This window comes from Aliiroseovarius sp. F47248L (assembly GCF_023016085.1).
Lineage (GTDB): Bacteria > Pseudomonadota > Alphaproteobacteria > Rhodobacterales > Rhodobacteraceae > Aliiroseovarius.
The window spans coordinates 1,583,331-1,600,210 of record NZ_JALKBF010000001.1 but is presented as its reverse complement, the minus strand read 5'-3'; the positions used below and the strand labels follow the sequence as shown (position 1 = coordinate 1,600,210).

Below are 16,880 nucleotides of genomic sequence, written 5' to 3'. Positions count from 1 at the left end.
AATGACCAGTTTGCAGAAGGACATTGTGTCTGAGGCTCGGTGCTGGCTTGGCACGCCTTATGTGCACCAAGCCTCGTTCCGGGGTGGTGGGTGCGATTGTCTTGGGCTGATCCGGGGCATATGGCGTGCGGTGTTGGGCGGCGAGCCTGCTTTGGTGCCCGCCTACACGGCTGACTGGTCCGAAGCGGCACAGGTCGAAGTTCTATGGGATGCTGCCCGCAAGCATCTGGTTGAGCGTCCAATCCCGAATGCCCGGCCCGGCGACGTGCTGCTGTTTCGGATGCAGGGCGGCGCGGTCGCCAAACATCTGGGCATTCTGACCCGCGCTGACATTTCCCCAACTTTTATTCACGCCTACTCGGGGCATGGCGTAATCGAAAACTCATTATCAGACCCATGGGCCCGCCGCATCGTGGCGTGTTTTGCATTTCCTGAAAGGATCAACTGATGGCAACGATCTTACTATCCGCAGTCGGTGCAGCTGCCGGGGCCTCGATTGGTGGCGGCGTTCTGGGCCTGTCGTCCGTGGTGATTGGAAAGGCAATCGGCGCGACAGTCGGGCAAGTCATTGATAGTCGCATTCTGGGGGAAGGGTCCGAGCCTGTCGAAACTGGCAAGGTCGACCGGATGCGCCTGACGGGTGCTTCGGAAGGGGCGGCGATTCCGATGGTCTTTGGCTGCGCCCGGTTGGGGGGGCAGGTGATCTGGGCCACGCGCTTCAAGGAATCGATTACAACGACCGGGGGCGGCGGAGGCAAGGGGATGCCATCGCCGCCCGAACCCGAAGTGACAACCTATAGCTATTCGATCAGCCTTGCGATTGCGTTGTGCGAGGGTGAAATCACCCGTGTTGGTCGAATCTGGGCGGATGGAAATGAAGTATCGCGCAACGATCTGAATATGCGCGTTTACCGCGGCACGGAAACCCAGCTTGCGGATCCAAAAATCGAGGCTGTGAAAGGTGCGGGCAAGGCACCGGCGTATCGCGGCGTCGCCTATGTCGTGATCGAGGATCTGTCGTTGGGCCAGTTTGGCAACCGAGTGCCCCAGTTCAGTTTCGAAGTTTTCCGCCCCGAGCAACGGGACCAACCCAAGGAAGTGGCGCGAGGCACGCGTGCCGTCGCGCTGATCCCCGGCACGGGTGAATATTCTTTGGCCACCACGCCCGTCTTCTATAAAAGCGCCCCCGGCGCGGTCGAGGGGTCGAACATGAACACGCCATCCGGGTGGACCGATTTCAAGACCTCTTATCGTATGATGCGGCAGGAAATGCCCAACTGCCGTAATACCGCCCTTGTTGTGTCGTGGTTTGGTGACGATCTGCGCTGTGGCAATTGCCGTATCCGTCCTCGTGTTGAACAGCACGAGGTGGATGGTCATAACATGCCGTGGAGTGTGTCGGGACTGAGCCGAGGGCAGGCGGGTCTTGTGCCGAAAGACGATAAGGGGCGCCCGATCTATGGCGGAACCCCGTCCGATCGTGCCGTGATGGAAGCGATTGTGATGGCGTCTGATGACGGGCGCAAGGCTACATTTTACCCGTTCATCCTGATGGAGCAGATGAAAGACAACATGTTGCCCGACCCGTGGAGTGGTAATCTGGGGCAAGCTGTGCTGCCCTGGCGCGGTCGGATCACGACCTCTTACGCGCCGGGCCATGTTGCTTCTCCGGATGGCACCGCTGGTGCAGTGGCACAGGTGGATGCTTTCTTTGGCAATGCCCAGCCGGGGGATTTCACAGTAACAAAAAATGGTGTCAGTTATTCAGGCCCGGCTGGATTTTCTTATCGTCGGTTTGTCCTCCATTACGCCCATCTTTGTGCGGCTGCTGGTGGGGTCGACGCGTTCTTGATCGGATCCGAACTGCGGGCACTGACGCAAATTCGCGGCCCCGGAAACAGCTTTCCAGTGGTCGATCACCTGATCGCGTTGGTACAGGATGTGCGCGCGATCCTTGGAGCGGGGACTAAGATTTCGTATGCCGCTGATTGGTCCGAGTATTTTGGATATCATCCGCAGGACGGGTCGGGGGATGTGTTCTATCACTTGGACCCTCTTTGGAGCCATCCTCAGATCGACTTCATCGGCATCGACAATTACATGCCACTTTCCGATTGGCGCGACGGGTTTGACCATGCGGACGCCCATCACGGGTCGATCTATGACCTCGCCTATCTTCAGTCCAACATCCAAGGCGGAGAGGGGTATGATTGGTATTACAAGACACCAGATGCCCGGGCGCTTCAAATCCGTACCCCCATCACAGATGACGCGCATGGTGAACCATGGGTTTATCGCTACAAGGATTTGCGCAATTGGTGGGAGCGGTCACACCACAATCGTGTGGCCGGTATACGCGACAGCGATCCAACCGCTTGGTTGCCGGGATCAAAGCCGTTCTGGTTTACCGAACTTGGTTGTGCGGCGATAGACAAAGGCACCAACCAGCCCAACAAGTTTCTGGATCCCAAAAGCTCGGAAAGTTCAAAGCCGCGCTACTCGAACGGGCGTCGGGATGACCTGATACAGGCGCAGTATCTGCGGGCTATGTATGAGTATTGGGGGCAGGCCGAAAACAATTCGACCCACAGTGCGACGGGTGTGCAAATGTTGGATATGTCGCGTGCGCATGTGTGGGCCTGGGATGCCCGTCCCTTTCCGCAGTTTCCCAATCGCAAGGGGCTTTGGAGTGACGGGGCGAATTATGACCGCGGCCATTGGCTGAACGGGCGAGTTTCTGCACGCTCGCTGGCCTCTGTCGTTGCTGAAATCTGCGAACGGTCAGGTGTGACGCGCTACGATGTCTCGAAGCTTTATGGTCTGGTGCGTGGCTATATCGTCGATCAGGTCGGTGGGGCGCGGGCGGCGTTGCAACCCCTGATGTTGGCTTATGGCTTTGAAGTGATGGAACGCGAAGGAGTGCTTGTCTTCAAAACGCGGACCGGACGGTCCGATCACATGCTTGATCCGAACAAAATGGCATTGTCGTCGGATCGCGATACCACGCTGGAACGAGTGAGAGATCCGGAAGCCGAGATCGCGGGACGGATCCGTCTGACCTATGTCGAAGGGGCGGGCGATTACGACGTGCGGTCGGTCGAGGCGACATTCCCGGATGAAACCAGCCGCTCTGTCGCAGTCTCAGAGATTCCGTTGATTCTAACGCGCGTCGAGGCTCGGACAATCGTCGAACGCTGGTTGTCCGAAGCCCGCGTGGCCCGCGACAAGGCGACCTTTGCGCTGCCACCATCCGAGTTGTCAAAGGGCGCGGGCGATGTGATTGAGCTGACGACTGACGCGGGGACCGAGCAATACCGGGTTGATCACGTGGATCATACTGGTGTGCAGACCTTGCGCGCTGTGCGGGTCGAACCAGGATTGTTCCAACCAGCAGACAGTGTTGAGCCCGCTCCGGCGGTAAAACCTTATATCCCGCCAGCGCCGGTGTTTCCGCTGTTCATGGATTTGCCGCTTTTGACCGGGGATGAGGTGCCGCACCAACCGCGTATCGCTGTGGCGGCCAGGCCATGGCCGGGACGTGTCGCGCTTTATAGCTCTGTCACTGATAACGGCTATGCTGTGAACCGAATGATTACAGACCCGTCGATTGTCGGCGTGACACAAACGGTGCTGGAGCACGCGCAATCCGGCATGATCGACCGTGGCCCGGCCGTGAGGGTTTCACTGACCGACGGAGCACTGTCTGCCTGTTCCATTGACGACTTGTTGAACGGCGCGAACGTGGCCGTGATCGGTGATGGCAGCCTGGACAACTGGGAAGTGTTCCAGTTTGCCGGGGCAGAACTGGTGGGCGATCGCACATATGACCTGACCTTGCGGCTTCGCGGGCAAGTAGGCACCGATGCGGCTGTTCCGCAGACATGGCCGGTTGGCAGTTATTTCGTGTTGTTGGGTGGGCATCAGGCGCAGGTTGGACTGGCTTCCTCGGCGCGCGGCTTGAACCGGCACTACCGGATCGGGCCCGCACGTAAGCCTCTGTCAGACCCGTCATTCCTGCATCAGGTCCATGCCTTCAAGGGGATCGGTCTACGTCCGTATGCCCCCGTCCACCTTTCGGCGCGTGATGCCGCCGGTGCGCACATGATCCACTGGATCAGACGCAGCAGGATCGACGGTGACACTTGGGGCGAGGGCGATGTGCCACTGGGTGAGGCGTCCGAACGCTACCGCCTGCGAGTGATCGACGGCGGGACGGTCAAGCGAGAGGTCGAAGTGGTAGCCCCGGAATGGAGTTACGACGCGATGATGCGTACGGCGGATCTTGTCAATGGTTCCTATGTTGTTGAGGTGGCGCAGGTCTCGGACCGGTTCGGCCCCGGACCGTATGCGCAACTGGATGTGGCGCTGTAAACCATGCGTCCTGTCTTGCCCGGAGATGTCATGGCCGCCGGTTGCGCGCTTCTTGCGCTTCCGGTCCGCAAACGGCCCGGTGCCATGCTGGAAATGCTGAACCGCGCTGAAGCGGCGGACAGGTACCGGTTGGCGCTGGGCCACGCGCATCCTGATTGGGGCAACGGAAGTCTTGGTTCGGTTGCGATGTCCCTGCCACGTTCGGCTGAACCTTTTCTTAACGACCCAGATTATGTCGACTGTATGTTGACCGTGTTTGCGGCGCTCAAGACGCGCAATGACCGGCGTGTGGCGCTTACCCGCTTGCGTAACTGACGCATCTGGTGACGCAGGGGTCTAGATCCAGCCGTCCCTTGGGAATTTTCTCGCTGCAATCTTCGCAATATCCAAACTCGCCCGCGTCTATCCGGCCAAGCGCGGCGTGTATACGTTCGCGCTGGGCGGCTCGGCGTGCGCCTGTTGCTTTTGCCATGGCTTGATTTTGCAGCGCATCCATTCGGCTCAGCCGCCCAACAGCCTGTTGGTCCAACTCCACGGTCTTTTGTCCTGACTCACCAAGAGCATCGCCGTGATCAAGCGTGTCTAACGTCTTGGTCAACTGTGCGCGATAGGCAGCGATTTGGGTTTTATTCATGTCAGTTATCCGTGATACCACGGGTTTGAATTTTGAACTCTGACCTTATCTGGTGTAGGGAATGGCTTCAACACAAGGAAAGACCATGGCCGAGAAGCGCGCAACAGTTACCGAAATAGAACCTGTCTGGGATCGGATCACCCGAGAAGCCCGTCAGGCTGTCGCGGATGAGCCGCTTATGGGCGGTCTGATCCATGCGTGTGTGCTGCATCACCGCACCCTTGAAAAAGCTTTGTCTTATCGGTTCGCCGCCAAGCTTAGCTCGAATGAGATGAGCATGGTGCTGCTGCGCGAGATTGCGGATGAAGCCTATGTCGACAACCCGGAACTGGCCGAGGCGGCACGTGCCGACATCACCGCCGTTCTGGACCGCGATCCGGCCTGCCACCGCATGTTGCAGCCTATTTTATACTTCAAAGGGTTTCAGGCAATGCAGGCCTATCGTCTGGGGCATTATCTTTGGACGCAAGGGCGTAAAGAACTGTCTTACTTCATCCAGATGCGCTGTTCCGAGGTTTACGGGATCGACATCCATCCCGGAGCACGGATTGGACGCGGGATCATGATTGACCACGCGCACTCCATTGTCATCGGTGAAACCGCTGTGGTGGGCGACAATGTGTCGATGCTGCATTCCGTGACACTGGGTGGCACGGGCAAGGAAGATGAAGATCGTCACCCCAAGATCGCTGATGGTGTTCTGATTGGTGCGGGCGCGAAGGTGCTGGGCAACATCAAGGTTGGCACTTGTTCGCGTATCGCGGCGGGGTCTGTGGTGTTGGAAGATGTGCCAAGCAACAAGACTGTTGCAGGCGTTCCGGCCCGGATCGTTGGCGAGGCAGGGTGCGATTGCCCATCAATCAACATGGATCAGCGTCTGATTCAGTGACCATCGGCGGAAATCCGCAAATTTGCAATAAATCAATGTTTTGATCAGTCGACTTCATCTATACGGAGCCGTGGACAATGATCGGAGATCCGAGATGAAACAGATTTGGTTTGCGACAGTGGTTGGGTTTTCGACCCTTTTTCTTGTCGCCGTTGCCGGGTAACCGACACGCGTGAACCGGGTGATACACCCGAAAATGACGAAGGGCGACGCGATTGCGCCGCCCTTTTGCGTTTCTGGACCGCCGTTCATTGCGACAGTTGATCAAACGCCTTCAACGCACGTGCGCCATACATATAGCCGGGACCACCACCCATCATGATGGCAACCGACACGGTTTCAGCCACCTCTTCACGATTAGCGCCTGCCTTGATTGCCGCGCGGATATGAAGCCGATGCAATCGTTGCAGTTCTTGGCAATGCCGATAGCAACGCACTGTAATTCCTTGTCTTTCGTGGACAACGCCCCGTTTCCCATGGCTGCACGGTGCATCCCGGTGAATACCTTTGCAGCCTCTGAATAAGCCGATCGAAAGTTTTACGTATTGGGCGGAATGTCGTTGAGCAAGGTTTTGAAACCTATTGAGTTTCTCCGAAACTGAGGTTTCGAAAAAGCAAATGGCTCAAGGCAGGGAAATCCGCCCTGAGCCATGCCAATAATTTCGCGATTGCGAATGTTATGCCAGCATCGTCATCGGGTTTTCAAGGTTCTCGACAATCGCTTTCAACAGGTTCGCGCCTATGGCCCCGTCAATGACCCGGTGATCGACAGACATCGTCACGCTCATCACTGTTGCGACCATCAACTCACCATCTTCGCCGACGATGGGTTTCTTGACCCCCGTGCCCACGGCCAGAATACCCGCATGAGGCGGGTTCACGATGGCGTCGAAATTGTCGATGCCGAACATGCCAAGGTTCGAGATCGCGAAGCTGCCGCCCTGATATTCGTGCGGAGCAAGTTTGCGGTCGCGTGCCCGCGCGGCCAGATCTTTCATTTGGGTCGACAAGCTGGACAGGGATTTCTGATCCGCGTCCTGCAAGACCGGCGTGAACAGACCGCCTTCGATGGCCACGGCAACAGCCACGTCGGACGCTTTCATTTGCAATACGCGATCTCCGGCCCAAACGGCGTTGGCCTCGGGCACTTGTTGCAGGGCGATCGCGACCGCCTTGATGATGAAGTCATTGACCGACAGCTTGACGCCACGGCTTTCCAGTTGCTTGTTCAACTGGCTGCGGAAGGCCAGAAGCGCATCCAGCTTGATGTCACGCCGCAGATAGAAGTGCGGAATGGTCTGCTTCGCTTCGGACAGGCGGGCGGCGATGGTCTTGCGCATTCCGTCCAGCTTGACCTCTTCAAACTCGCGGCCTTCATACATCGCGGCCACGGCATCCGCCGACACGGATGGAGAGGGTGCTGCTGAAGCGGCGGGCGCTGACGCAGCGGCCGGGGCCGCCTTCGGTGCGGTGGTCGCGCCTTCAACATCGGCCTTGATGATCCGCCCCTTGGGACCTGAGCCTTTGATCTGGGCCAGGTCCAACCCTTTGTCCGCCGCAATGCGCCGCGCCAGAGGGGAGGCGAAAATGCGTGTCCCATCAGCGGCTTGCGGGGCAGGGGTGGCAGGTTTTGCAGCCGCAGGAACCGATGCTTCCTTAGCTTCCGGCGCAGCGTCAGCCTCGGCGGCGGCGGCAGGCGTAGCGGGCGCGCTTTCGGCCAGCACTCCGATCTCTTCGCCTTCTTCAACAAGGATCGCGATGGCGGTGTTCACCTTCACGCCCTCGGTGCCTTCTTCGACAAGGATTTTGCCGATGATGCCTTCGTCAACGGCCTCGAACTCCATCGTCGCCTTGTCGGTTTCAATCTCGGCCAGCAGGTCGCCCGACGCGACCTCGTCACCTTCCTTGACCAGCCATTTCGCCAGCGTGCCTTCCTCCATCGTGGGGGACAGGGCGGGCATCAGAATTTCGGTTGCCATGTCAGTGTCTCCTTAACGGTAGGTTACGGCTTTGGCGGCGTCGATGACCTCTTTCGTCGTCACCAGCGCAAGCTTTTCAAGATTGGCGGCATAGGGCATGGGCACGTCCTTGCCGGTCAGGTTGATCACCGGCGCGTCAAGATAGTCGAATGCGCGTTCCATGATCGTCGCCGACAGGTGGTTGCCGATCGAACAAACCGGCCAGCCTTCTTCCACCGTGATGCAGCGGTTGGTCTTCATGACCGAGTTGATCACCGTGTCATAGTCGAGGGGACGCAGCGTGCGCAGGTCGATGACCTCGGCGGAAATGCCTTCCTCGGCCAGCGCATCGGCCGCCTCAAGCGCGTATTTCATGCCGATGCCAAAGCTGACGATGGTTAGGTCATTGCCTTCACGCCAGATGCGCGCCTTGCCGAAGGGGACGGTATAGTCATCCATCACCGGCACATCGAAGCTCTGCCCGTAAAGCAGTTCGTTTTCCAGGAACACGACCGGGTTGTCACTCTTGATCGCCGTTTTCAAAAGCCCTTTGGCGTCGGCTGCCGAATAAGGCATTGCTACATGCAAACCGGGGATTTGCGCATACCATGCAGCGTAATCCTGGCTGTGCTGCGCGGCCACACGGGCTGCAGCACCATTGGCACCGCGGAACACGATGGGGCAGGACATCTGTCCACCGGACATGTATCGCGTCTTCGCCGCGGTGTTGATGATGTGGTCAATCGCCTGCATGGCAAAGTTGAACGTCATAAACTCGACAATCGGTCTCAGACCACCCATCGCAGCGCCGGTGGCCAGGCCTGTAAAGCCGTGTTCAGTGATCGGGGTGTCAATCACGCGCTTGGCGCCGAATTCGTCCAGCAGGCCTTGGCTGATCTTGTAAGCCCCTTGATATTCAGCGACCTCCTCGCCCATCAGGAACACGGTGTCGTCCGAGCGCATTTCCTCGGCCATCGCGTCGCGCAACGCCTCGCGTACCGTGGTCGAGCGCATTTCGGTGCCTTCGGGAATGTCTGTTTCCGGGGGCGCCACCGGGGTGATCGGCTGGGCGGCGGCCTTGGTTTCGACCGGAGTGTCGGCGGCCTCGGGCGCATCGGTGTCAGGTTGCGCTGCCGCCGGGGTCGCGATGTCATCGGCGCTTTCGCCTTCTTCGATCAGGACGGCAATCGGCGTGTTCACTTTCACGCCCTCGGTGCCTTCATCGACAAGGATCTTGCCGATGATGCCTTCGTCCACGGCCTCGAACTCCATCGTGGCCTTGTCGGTTTCAATCTCGGCGATGATGTCGCCCGACGCGACCTCGTCGCCTTCTTTCACAAGCCATTTCGCCAGTGTTCCTTCTTCCATCGTGGGGGACAGGGCGGGCATCAATACTTCAGTAGCCATGGATTAGCGCTCCGTATTCAAAGGTTTGATGAGGCCGACGACATTTCCCTGTCCGTCCTCTACATATGCACAACGACCGACGCCGGGATAATCCTGGGGCGGCAACGCTTCGCTGCCGCCGTTAGATGTTGCCCATGCATAACGCTCGTCACAATCGCTGACCTCGAAGGTCATCGTGCAACCGCGAATGGGTGCCCCTTTTTCGGGATCTGCGCCCATGCGTTGCATCAGGCCACCGGTCACAGCTTTTTCCAAACCGATATCGCCACCTTCGATCAGGTGATAGGAAACCTCTTCACCGCCTTCCATCGGGTGGAACTCCCACCCCAAAAGCCCGGCATAGAACGTCTTGGCCGCATCGACATCGCTTGCGTGTATTTCAAAATGTGGCATCAGGCTCCAGCCTCCTGCCGAGCGTCATCTGCGTAAATATCGGTCCACAGCTCTTCCAGAGCGGGTTCCGGGCTGTTTTTCGAGAATTCCGCAGCCTCGTTCACGACGCCTTTGATCTCTTTGTCAATTGCTTTCAACTCGTCTTCAGACGCGTGTTTGCCTTGCAGCAAAAGCTCACGCACATGTTCGATGGCGTCGCGTTCTTCGCGGACCTTCTGAACCTCTTCGCGGGTGCGGTACTTGGCAGGGTCCGACATGGAGTGGCCACGATACCGATAAGTCTTCATCTCAAGGATATAGGGTCCATTGCCCGACCGGCAGTGTTCTGTGGCGCGCAAACCGGCCTCTTTCACCGCCAGCACGTCCATACCATCGACCGCTTCGCCGGGAATGCCGAAGGCTTCGCCACGCGTATAGATGTCGGGGGTCGAACTGGACCGCTGCAACGAAGTGCCCATGGCATACTGGTTGTTTTCAACCACATAGATCACCGGCAGCTGCCAGAGCGATGCCATGTTGAAACTTTCATAGACCTGACCTTGGTTGGCCGCACCATCCCCGAAATAGGTGAAGGTGACGCCGCCATTTTCCAGGTATTTGTCCGCAAAAGCGAGACCCGTTCCAATTGGCACCTGTGCGCCCACAATGCCGTGACCGCCATAAAAGTGCTTATCGGTCGAAAACATGTGCATCGACCCGCCTTTGCCGCGCGAATAGCCGCCTTCACGGCCTGTCAGTTCGGCCATCACACCCCTCGGGTCCATTCCGCACGCCAACATATGGCCGTGATCGCGGTACGAGGTCAGGCGCTTATCGCCTTCCTGTGCCGCGGCTTCCAACCCCACGACGACCGCTTCTTGACCGATATACAAGTGACAGAAGCCACCGATCAGCCCCATGCCATAAAGTTGGCCTGCCTTCTCCTCGAATCGACGGATTAGCAGCATCTCGCGATAATGATTCAGAAGCTCTTCTTTGGATGTATTTGATTTGGCGGGTTTTTTCTGGGCGCTTTTCCGGGCTGCCATATGGCGTCCTCCTCCTGGCGTCAGCTGGTGCTTTTCGGTAGTTTAGTATTAAACTATCTTATACAGAAATTGCGCTTTCAGGTCGACAAAAACTTGACGCTGGGACAGGAAGGCAGTCTTGCGCCACGCGCATGACCGTTTGCTAGTTTAAATATTGCTGTTTATTAAGTAAAACGACGGGCAGACAATGCGATTGTAGTCAATTGCGATCAGCGCAAAACGACCTCATCACCACGCACCATGCCCAGAACGGATCGGGCCTGTTCGTCCAGCAGATCCAGATCCAAATAGTCATCGGATAAACGGTGGGTCTTGTTGGACAGCGCTGCAATCTTGGCTGAGAGCGCATCACGCTCTTTCACAAGCGCTTGCGTCTCAGCCTCGATCTGCACGCGACGGAAAAGCCCAAAGTCGCCCTGCACACTGGCAAAGGTGAAGTATAGGCCAAGACCCACGATCACTACGAAGTAGATCGCCCCACCAAAACTAGCTTGTGCACGAGGTGCGCCCATAGGCTTCCTGTCTGTATGTACTGCCTCTTGCCCGTCTCTTTTCGGACGGTGCAAGGGCACTATCGCACAGGTGATTCGTGTTGTGAATCCCAAATCGAATCACCAGGCGCTTTTTTTCTGCAAGGACAGGGTCGCCAGGACAGGGCGATGAAACGGATCGTTTTGGTCAGCCTTCCAAGTGGCGTTCTTGTTTCAGCGGTTGTTGGAATGCAGCCAGCATTTGTCGCTCGTTCTTAACATGCCGTTTCACCAAAGTTCTGACACGCGCGCCACTGGTCAACGGCCGCGATGGCGTTTGCGACAGGGCGGGTGCCTCAAGGCCGTCATAAGGGAAAAGAAGGCGTAGTTCCTCTTGCGCATCTTTCGACAGGATCGCCATGGCCTCTGATCCCAGAAACAGGCTTTCCGCCGCAATTCCGTTTGCGTTCAGTATTTGGTGTTTTTCCAACAGGACGTGGTAATAGAAAAAACTGGTGTTGGGGCGGTGCACCCTGATGCCTTCACATCCGGTAAGATCCTTCGCGGCGGCTAAAATCTGTTCAGAGCCAAACATGCGTTGGGCGATCTTTCCTTCAATCAAAATACGATGCTGACGCGAGATCAAAAGCGGCTTGGACGGCTGGTCATCACCCATAATCTTGGCGCTGACTTCAATTGGCAACAGATGCGGGTCCGCAAGTAGATCAGCCAGGGTGACACGTCGGGCGAATATCCAGCGAATGGGCTGCCAACCATCATCCATGGTGTTCACAAGGTCTCCCGTGCGCAAAGTGGCGATCGGGGTGAAGCCCTTGGGGGTCTCTAACAATGTGCCGGATGCAAAACATACGATGTCGGCCCCCGGCGTCGGGGTCAAAGAGTTGTTGAACCCCGCCGAAGTCCGCTGGATCGAAAACCCATCCTGATCGTTTCCGAAATCTTCGGTTGTCCCGGACTGGGTGGCAGTGCTGGAAAATCCGGAATAGCCCGGCCCAGCGACGGGATCGTCCACGGTGTCAACGTTGTAGATCGCCTGAATAAACTCGTCATTGGTTGGGTCATAGACGACGATGTTGTCGCCGTTGTTGTTGAAAACTCCGCTTCCATAGTTGGCATCGAACGCAAGGTTGTCGCCGGTAACAGACGGCAAACTGCCACCGTTTTGGACATTTCGCACGACCACCGCGACAGCGCCTGGTTCCAGGACTGTTCCGGGTGGAAAGGTAAACCAGTTGTCACGCCCTCGATCCCAAAGCTCCAACCCGGAAATGTCGATGGCGCTGTTCGAAGTATTGACCAATTCAATAAACTCGTCCGCACTTCGTGCGACACCATTGCCATCCGTGTCGAAATTGTTCGCACCATTAGGATCAACAAGAATTTCGTTAATCGTGATGCCGCCAAGAAGGGTGCTGGCCATAAGGCGCGCCTTTTCACTGGTTCACTTGCTCAAACTCATCTCTAATCAGTATGCAGGGTTTCACGGAAAAGGCAAAACTCGGAGGTGCAGCACGTATCTTCGTGGACCCAAAACAAAAAACGCCCGCAGCGTGAGCCACGGGCGCAATTCAAATCTATCGCTGTGTTACCCCGCGATCGAAGCCTGATAGATGCTGTCGATCGTATCAGCGATGGTCGTGTTGAACTCTGCGTCTGATTGTTGGACCGAAAGTCCTTCGGTCAACGCGCGCGAGAAACTGGCGATCATACCGGTGTTCTGGCTCAGTCGTTCGTTGGCTTCAGCCCGGCTATAACCGCCCGACAAAGCGACCACCGCCGCAATGCGTGGGTGATCCACCAGCGCCTTGTACTGATTGGCAGTCTCGGGCAGTGTCAGTTTCAGCATGACAGTTTGATCATCCGACAGAGCATTCAGTTGCGCGGTAAGCTCGGCCAGAAGCAGGTCTTCCGCGGCAGCTTTGTCAGAGATCGAAATATTGATCTCGGGCTCAATGATCGGCACCAGACCGTGGGCCATGATCTGTTTTGCGACTTCGAATTGCTGCGCCACGTTGGCCTTGATACCATCTTCATTGGCCGCATTGATGACTGATCGCATCTTGGTGCCAAACATGCCAGCCTTCACCGCGCGTTCGCAAACTGCGTCCAGCTCCGGCATGGGCTTCATTAACTGCACGCCGTTTTCTTCGTCAGCCAGCCCTTTGTCGACCTTCAGAAACGGCACAACGCCGCGTTCTTCCCACATGTATGTCGCGGTGGGCTTCCCGGCGATCTCGCGATCCATCGTCATTTCGAACAGGATCGCGCCGACCACCTTGTCACCGGTAAAGGCTGGAGCTTGTGCGATGCGTGAGCGCATGGCGTGGATCATGTCATACATTTCGGCTTCGCTGGAATAGGCATCTTCCTCGACTCCATATAAGCGCAGCGCCTTCGGGGTCGAGCCGCCCGACTGGTCAAGTGCGGCAATGAAGCCTTGTCCGGCTTTGATCTTGTCCATTTGTGCTTGGTTTCGCATGTCGGTCCTGTCTCAATCTGGTGAGTTTCCCCTGTTCTAGGGGAGTGGTCCGAACCATGCAATTGTGCTGGCGCTAACGAAAGCAAGAAGAAGGCAGATTGTGGTCAGCGGATCAGTTTTGGGGGCAAGGCTGGATGAAACGGTCGTGGGCCTTGCCCCCAGCTATGGCGCGCGGGGAATCAGTCGGGCGGGATCGCAGCCAGACACGCGCCGTGGCGTTGGCTATTTTGTCAGGATCAGCTTGCCAGCCCGCGTGATTGTCAGCGTGTAAACCATATCGTTCAGAACGATCTGCGCTTTCTTCCCGTATCCGGTCAGATCCAAGGCGTCGTGTTTGGGTGGTGTTGTCTGGCTTGCCGAATCAAAAGCCGAGCTGGGCAGGGGGGCAGTCATCTGTGGTCTCCTTCAAGGCAGGCATCGATCCAGGTGGCCAGCGAACGCAGGCCGGGCAGGATAGGCAGCGGGGATGGGATGTCGGATTGGGCCAGGTGGGGGCCTTCAAATGGGCTGGTCATTGTCACGCTCCTGTCGGGTGAGCATACATCGCTCGCAAAACTCCGGCTGGTTGCGATGGCAACTGGCTGATATTCATAACCTACTAAAATACTCAGGAAATAGTCAAGTCAAGAAATCAGACAAAAGAAAACCCCGCTGCCAATGAAGGCGCGGGGTTTGAAACTACCGATAATTCAGTTGATTAATCGGAAAGGGCTGCCACACCCGGCAGTACTTTGCCTTCCATCCATTCCAGAAACGCACCGCCTGCAGTCGAGATATAGGTGAAATCCTTGGCCGCATCGGCTTTGTTCAACGCAGCGACCGTATCCCCGCCACCTGCCACCGATACCAGTTCACCCGCAGCCGACAACTCGGCGGCTTTTTTGGCCGCGGCATTGGTGGCAGCGTCAAACGGCTCGATTTCGAACGCGCCAAGCGGGCCATTCCAGATCAGCGTGTTCGCAGCGTCAAACACCTCGGAGATGCGGGCGACAGTGTCGGGTCCCGCATCAAGAATCATTGCGTCTGAAGGACAGGCGTCTGCGGCAACCGTTTCATTCGCTGCACCGGCCGCAAACTCTCGCGCCACCACAACATCCGAAGGCAAGATAATCTCGCAGCCCTCATCCTCGGCTTTTGCAAGAATATCGCGTGCGGTGTCGGCCATATCATGTTCGGCCAGCGATTTGCCCACATCAATGCCCTGCGCGGCAAGGAACGTGTTGGCCATACCGCCCCCAATGATCAATTGGTTCACCTTACCCACCAGATTGCCCAGCAGGCCAAGTTTGGTCGAGACCTTGGCCCCACCAACCACAGCAACCAACGGGCGCTCGGGATCTCCCAATGCAGCCTCAAGCGCGGACAGTTCCGCCTGCATCAACCGCCCGGCACATGACGGCAGCAGATGGGCCAACGCCTCGGTCGACGCATGCGCTCGGTGGGCAGCCGAGAACGCATCGTTACAATAGATGTTCCCAAGTGCGGCCAGCGATGCTGCAAAAAGGCCGTCATTCTTGGTTTCGCCCTCATGAAACCGCGTGTTTTCCAGCAGCAAGACTTCTCCGCTCTGCAACGCCGCAACCGCTTTTTTGGCAGGACCACCAATGCAGTCTTCGGCAAACTTAACCGGGCTGCTCAATGCTGCCTCCAGCGCCGGTTGCACCACGGACAGTGACATCTCTGGCACGCGTTGGCCCTTAGGTCGTCCAAAATGCGCCAGCAGGACTGGTTTGCCGCCAGCGGCCAGAATGTCGCGCACCGTGGGCAGGATCCGTAGGATGCGGGTGTCGTCGGTGACTTTCCCATCCTCGACCGGCACGTTGATATCCACGCGCGTCAGCACAACCTTGCCGTCCAGATCCATGTCGTCGAGTGTTTTCCAGGCCATTGGTCCCTCCATCAGGTCTGCTGCAGTTGCACATCAAAAGCGAGCCGGGGTCAACGGGTATGGTTAGGAAAATGCGCCGGTCACCTCTTTAATCTTGCCCCGTTGAGGCTTAGGTTGGCCCGCGAATACAGACCCAACAGACGAACCGGAAGGAGGCCCAAATGGCCGATTACAAAGACCCAGAAAACACCATCGTAATGGAACTGAAAGGCGGCACCGTGGTGATCGAGCTTTTGCCCGACGTGGCCCCCAAGCACAGTGAGCGGATGAAGGAACTGGCGCGTGCCGGTGAATATGACGGAGTTGTTTTTCATCGCGTGATTGACGGCTTCATGGCCCAAACCGGCGACGTGGCAAATGGCAAAGACCCGATGACCCTGCGCCGTGCGGGCACTGGTGGCTCGTCGCTGCCTGACCTGCCGGCAGAGTTTTCAAAACTGCCCCATGATCGCGGCACGCTGGGGGCGGCGCGTTCGCAGAACCCCAACTCGGCCAACAGCCAGTTCTTCATCAACTTCAAAGACAATCATTTCCTGAATGGCCAATATACCGTTTACGGCCGCGTCACTTCGGGTATGGAACATGTCGATGCCATCACCCGTGGCGAGCCGCCAGCGGAGCCTGATGTGATGGTCTCGGTCAAGGTCGCGGCGGATGTCTGAGGACTACGGCAAACGTGACAAGGCAACCTTCTGGGTCGCCTTTCTGGCAGGTGTCGCAATGATCGTCGGCTACGCGGTCTACACCCTCTGGCCCCGTGAACCGGCCGAGGTGGATCTGTCCGCGCTTGGCGATGCGCCCAAACTGGAATTGTCCATCGCAGGGCAGGCACAGGGAAAAGTGGTCATCACGCTGCGCCCCGATCTGGCCCCGAAACATGTTGAGCGGATCGCCCAACTGGCCAGCGAAGGGGCCTATAACGATGTGGTGTTTCACCGTGTGATCGACGGCTTCATGGCCCAGACCGGAGATGTGGAGTTTGGCCGCGTCGACACCAGCGATGCCAGCCGCGCCGGTATGGGTGGGTCCAGCTATCCTGACCTACCAGCCGAGTTCACGGACGAACCCTTTGTCGAAGGCACTGTCGGCATGGCACGCGCGCAAAGCCCGAATTCTGCCAACAGCCAGTTCTTCATCATGTTCGCCCCCGGTCCTTTCCTTGATGGGAAATACACCGTGGTGGGACATGTGACTGACGGGATGGACGTGGTCCATGCCATCAAGCGCGGCGAGGGGCAAAACGGCGCTGTCACCAGCCAACCCGATGTGATCATGGATGCGCGCGTGGTTGATTAACCCTCGCGCACGATATCTCAAACCCCTGTGAAGGGGGCTATGGGGC

General features: G+C 57.6%; 18 protein-coding genes. 6 read left to right on the top strand and 12 right to left on the bottom strand.

Annotation, left to right across the window (positions count from 1 at the left end; translation table 11 throughout):
• Position 1 precedes the first annotated feature (1 nt).
• The 3 genes from MWU51_RS07920 to MWU51_RS07910 are packed head-to-tail and all read left to right on the top strand — an operon-like array spanning position 2 to position 4,686.
• On the top strand, positions 2-448 hold the full coding sequence (locus MWU51_RS07920) for an NlpC/P60 family protein (protein WP_247036169.1): 447 nt from the start codon (positions 2-4) through the stop codon (positions 446-448).
• Positions 448-4,371: a glycoside hydrolase/phage tail family protein gene (locus MWU51_RS07915; protein WP_247036168.1), complete on the top strand. Its 3,924-nt coding sequence runs from the start codon at positions 448-450 to the stop codon at positions 4,369-4,371. Before MWU51_RS07920 ends, MWU51_RS07915 begins: the two co-directional genes overlap by 1 nt.
• A 30-nt stretch (positions 4,372-4,401) precedes the next feature.
• Positions 4,402-4,686 carry a hypothetical protein gene (locus MWU51_RS07910; protein ID WP_247036166.1) on the top strand — a complete coding sequence of 95 codons (285 nt, stop codon included), beginning with the start codon at positions 4,402-4,404 and terminating at the stop codon, positions 4,684-4,686.
• Here the strand turns inward: MWU51_RS07910 and MWU51_RS07905 are convergent.
• Positions 4,667-5,005 carry a TraR/DksA family transcriptional regulator gene (locus tag MWU51_RS07905; RefSeq protein ID WP_247036164.1) on the bottom strand — a complete coding sequence of 113 codons (339 nt, stop codon included), beginning with the start codon at positions 5,003-5,005 and terminating at the stop codon, positions 4,667-4,669. The genes MWU51_RS07910 and MWU51_RS07905 overlap by 20 nt on opposite strands.
• A gap of 85 nt (positions 5,006-5,090) precedes the next feature.
• Here MWU51_RS07905 and cysE point away from each other — a divergent pair, with 85 nt between their 5' ends.
• Positions 5,091-5,894: a serine O-acetyltransferase gene (gene cysE, locus MWU51_RS07900; protein WP_247036162.1), complete on the top strand. Its 804-nt coding sequence runs from the start codon at positions 5,091-5,093 to the stop codon at positions 5,892-5,894.
• Between the two features lie 248 nt (positions 5,895-6,142).
• Here the strand turns inward: cysE and MWU51_RS07895 are convergent, their stop codons facing one another.
• From MWU51_RS07895 to MWU51_RS07850, 11 genes are all read right to left on the bottom strand, one after another.
• Positions 6,143-6,331: a carboxymuconolactone decarboxylase family protein gene (locus tag MWU51_RS07895; protein ID WP_247036160.1), complete on the bottom strand. Its 189-nt coding sequence runs from the start codon at positions 6,329-6,331 to the stop codon at positions 6,143-6,145.
• Between the two features lie 240 nt (positions 6,332-6,571).
• Positions 6,572-7,873, bottom strand: a complete 1,302-nt coding sequence (locus tag MWU51_RS07890) for a pyruvate dehydrogenase complex dihydrolipoamide acetyltransferase (protein WP_247036158.1) — start codon at positions 7,871-7,873, stop codon at positions 6,572-6,574.
• Between the two features lie 12 nt (positions 7,874-7,885).
• Positions 7,886-9,259: a pyruvate dehydrogenase complex E1 component subunit beta gene (locus MWU51_RS07885; protein ID WP_247036155.1), complete on the bottom strand. Its 1,374-nt coding sequence runs from the start codon at positions 9,257-9,259 to the stop codon at positions 7,886-7,888.
• A gap of 3 nt (positions 9,260-9,262) precedes the next feature.
• A complete protein-coding gene (locus tag MWU51_RS07880) occupies positions 9,263-9,652 on the bottom strand; it encodes a VOC family protein (protein ID WP_247036153.1) in 390 nt (129 codons plus the stop codon).
• Positions 9,652-10,680: a pyruvate dehydrogenase (acetyl-transferring) E1 component subunit alpha gene (gene pdhA / locus MWU51_RS07875; RefSeq protein WP_247036149.1), complete on the bottom strand. Its 1,029-nt coding sequence runs from the start codon at positions 10,678-10,680 to the stop codon at positions 9,652-9,654. Before pdhA ends, MWU51_RS07880 begins: the two co-directional genes overlap by 1 nt.
• A 209-nt stretch (positions 10,681-10,889) precedes the next feature.
• Positions 10,890-11,192 carry a septum formation initiator family protein gene (locus tag MWU51_RS07870; RefSeq protein WP_247036148.1) on the bottom strand — a complete coding sequence of 101 codons (303 nt, stop codon included), beginning with the start codon at positions 11,190-11,192 and terminating at the stop codon, positions 10,890-10,892.
• Positions 11,193-11,358: 166 nt separating this feature from the next.
• Complete coding sequence (locus MWU51_RS07865; RefSeq protein ID WP_247036147.1) at positions 11,359-12,591, bottom strand: Hint domain-containing protein; 1,233 nt, start codon at positions 12,589-12,591, stop codon at positions 11,359-11,361.
• 165 nt (positions 12,592-12,756) lie between these two features.
• The gene (locus MWU51_RS07860) at positions 12,757-13,650 is read right to left on the bottom strand and encodes a fructose bisphosphate aldolase (protein WP_247036146.1); all 894 of its coding nucleotides are present in this window, start codon (positions 13,648-13,650) and stop codon (positions 12,757-12,759) included.
• Positions 13,651-13,872: 222 nt separating this feature from the next.
• Positions 13,873-14,043 carry a hemin uptake protein HemP gene (gene hemP / locus MWU51_RS07855; protein WP_247036144.1) on the bottom strand — a complete coding sequence of 57 codons (171 nt, stop codon included), beginning with the start codon at positions 14,041-14,043 and terminating at the stop codon, positions 13,873-13,875.
• Positions 14,040-14,165 carry a hypothetical protein gene (locus tag MWU51_RS17065; protein ID WP_281502654.1) on the bottom strand — a complete coding sequence of 42 codons (126 nt, stop codon included), beginning with the start codon at positions 14,163-14,165 and terminating at the stop codon, positions 14,040-14,042. Before MWU51_RS17065 ends, hemP begins: the two co-directional genes overlap by 4 nt.
• A gap of 182 nt (positions 14,166-14,347) precedes the next feature.
• On the bottom strand, positions 14,348-15,538 hold the full coding sequence (locus MWU51_RS07850) for a phosphoglycerate kinase (protein WP_247036143.1): 1,191 nt from the start codon (positions 15,536-15,538) through the stop codon (positions 14,348-14,350).
• Between the two features lie 161 nt (positions 15,539-15,699).
• On the opposite strand from MWU51_RS07850, the gene MWU51_RS07845 reads away from it, so the two are divergent.
• Positions 15,700-16,200, top strand: coding sequence for a peptidylprolyl isomerase (locus tag MWU51_RS07845; protein ID WP_247036142.1), 501 nt, complete (start codon positions 15,700-15,702; stop codon positions 16,198-16,200).
• Complete coding sequence (locus MWU51_RS07840) at positions 16,193-16,834, top strand: peptidylprolyl isomerase (protein WP_247036141.1); 642 nt, start codon at positions 16,193-16,195, stop codon at positions 16,832-16,834. The genes MWU51_RS07845 and MWU51_RS07840 overlap by 8 nt, the downstream gene beginning before the upstream one ends.
• Positions 16,835-16,880 lie beyond the last annotated feature (46 nt).

What these genes read in the sequence shown, in the direction of transcription:
- MWU51_RS07920 (WP_247036169.1), top strand. Translation starts at nt 2, where the DNA reads ATGACCAGTTTGCAGAAGGACATTGTGTCTGAGGCTCGGTGCTGGCTT.
- MWU51_RS07915 (WP_247036168.1), top strand. Translation starts at nt 448, where the DNA reads ATGGCAACGATCTTACTATCCGCAGTCGGTGCAGCTGCCGGGGCCTCG.
- MWU51_RS07910 (WP_247036166.1), top strand. Translation starts at nt 4,402, where the DNA reads ATGGCCGCCGGTTGCGCGCTTCTTGCGCTTCCGGTCCGCAAACGGCCC.
- MWU51_RS07905 (WP_247036164.1), bottom strand. Translation starts at nt 5,005, where the DNA reads ATGAATAAAACCCAAATCGCTGCCTATCGCGCACAGTTGACCAAGACG.
- cysE (WP_247036162.1), top strand. Translation starts at nt 5,091, where the DNA reads ATGGCCGAGAAGCGCGCAACAGTTACCGAAATAGAACCTGTCTGGGAT.
- MWU51_RS07890 (WP_247036158.1), bottom strand. Translation starts at nt 7,873, where the DNA reads ATGGCAACCGAAATTCTGATGCCCGCCCTGTCCCCCACGATGGAGGAA.
- MWU51_RS07885 (WP_247036155.1), bottom strand. Translation starts at nt 9,259, where the DNA reads ATGGCTACTGAAGTATTGATGCCCGCCCTGTCCCCCACGATGGAAGAA.
- MWU51_RS07880 (WP_247036153.1), bottom strand. Translation starts at nt 9,652, where the DNA reads ATGCCACATTTTGAAATACACGCAAGCGATGTCGATGCGGCCAAGACG.
- pdhA (WP_247036149.1), bottom strand. Translation starts at nt 10,680, where the DNA reads ATGGCAGCCCGGAAAAGCGCCCAGAAAAAACCCGCCAAATCAAATACA.
- MWU51_RS07870 (WP_247036148.1), bottom strand. Translation starts at nt 11,192, where the DNA reads ATGGGCGCACCTCGTGCACAAGCTAGTTTTGGTGGGGCGATCTACTTC.
- MWU51_RS07865 (WP_247036147.1), bottom strand. Translation starts at nt 12,591, where the DNA reads ATGGCCAGCACCCTTCTTGGCGGCATCACGATTAACGAAATTCTTGTT.
- MWU51_RS07860 (WP_247036146.1), bottom strand. Translation starts at nt 13,650, where the DNA reads ATGCGAAACCAAGCACAAATGGACAAGATCAAAGCCGGACAAGGCTTC.
- hemP (WP_247036144.1), bottom strand. Translation starts at nt 14,043, where the DNA reads ATGACTGCCCCCCTGCCCAGCTCGGCTTTTGATTCGGCAAGCCAGACA.
- MWU51_RS17065 (WP_281502654.1), bottom strand. Translation starts at nt 14,165, where the DNA reads ATGACCAGCCCATTTGAAGGCCCCCACCTGGCCCAATCCGACATCCCA.
- MWU51_RS07850 (WP_247036143.1), bottom strand. Translation starts at nt 15,538, where the DNA reads ATGGCCTGGAAAACACTCGACGACATGGATCTGGACGGCAAGGTTGTG.
- MWU51_RS07845 (WP_247036142.1), top strand. Translation starts at nt 15,700, where the DNA reads ATGGCCGATTACAAAGACCCAGAAAACACCATCGTAATGGAACTGAAA.
- MWU51_RS07840 (WP_247036141.1), top strand. Translation starts at nt 16,193, where the DNA reads ATGTCTGAGGACTACGGCAAACGTGACAAGGCAACCTTCTGGGTCGCC.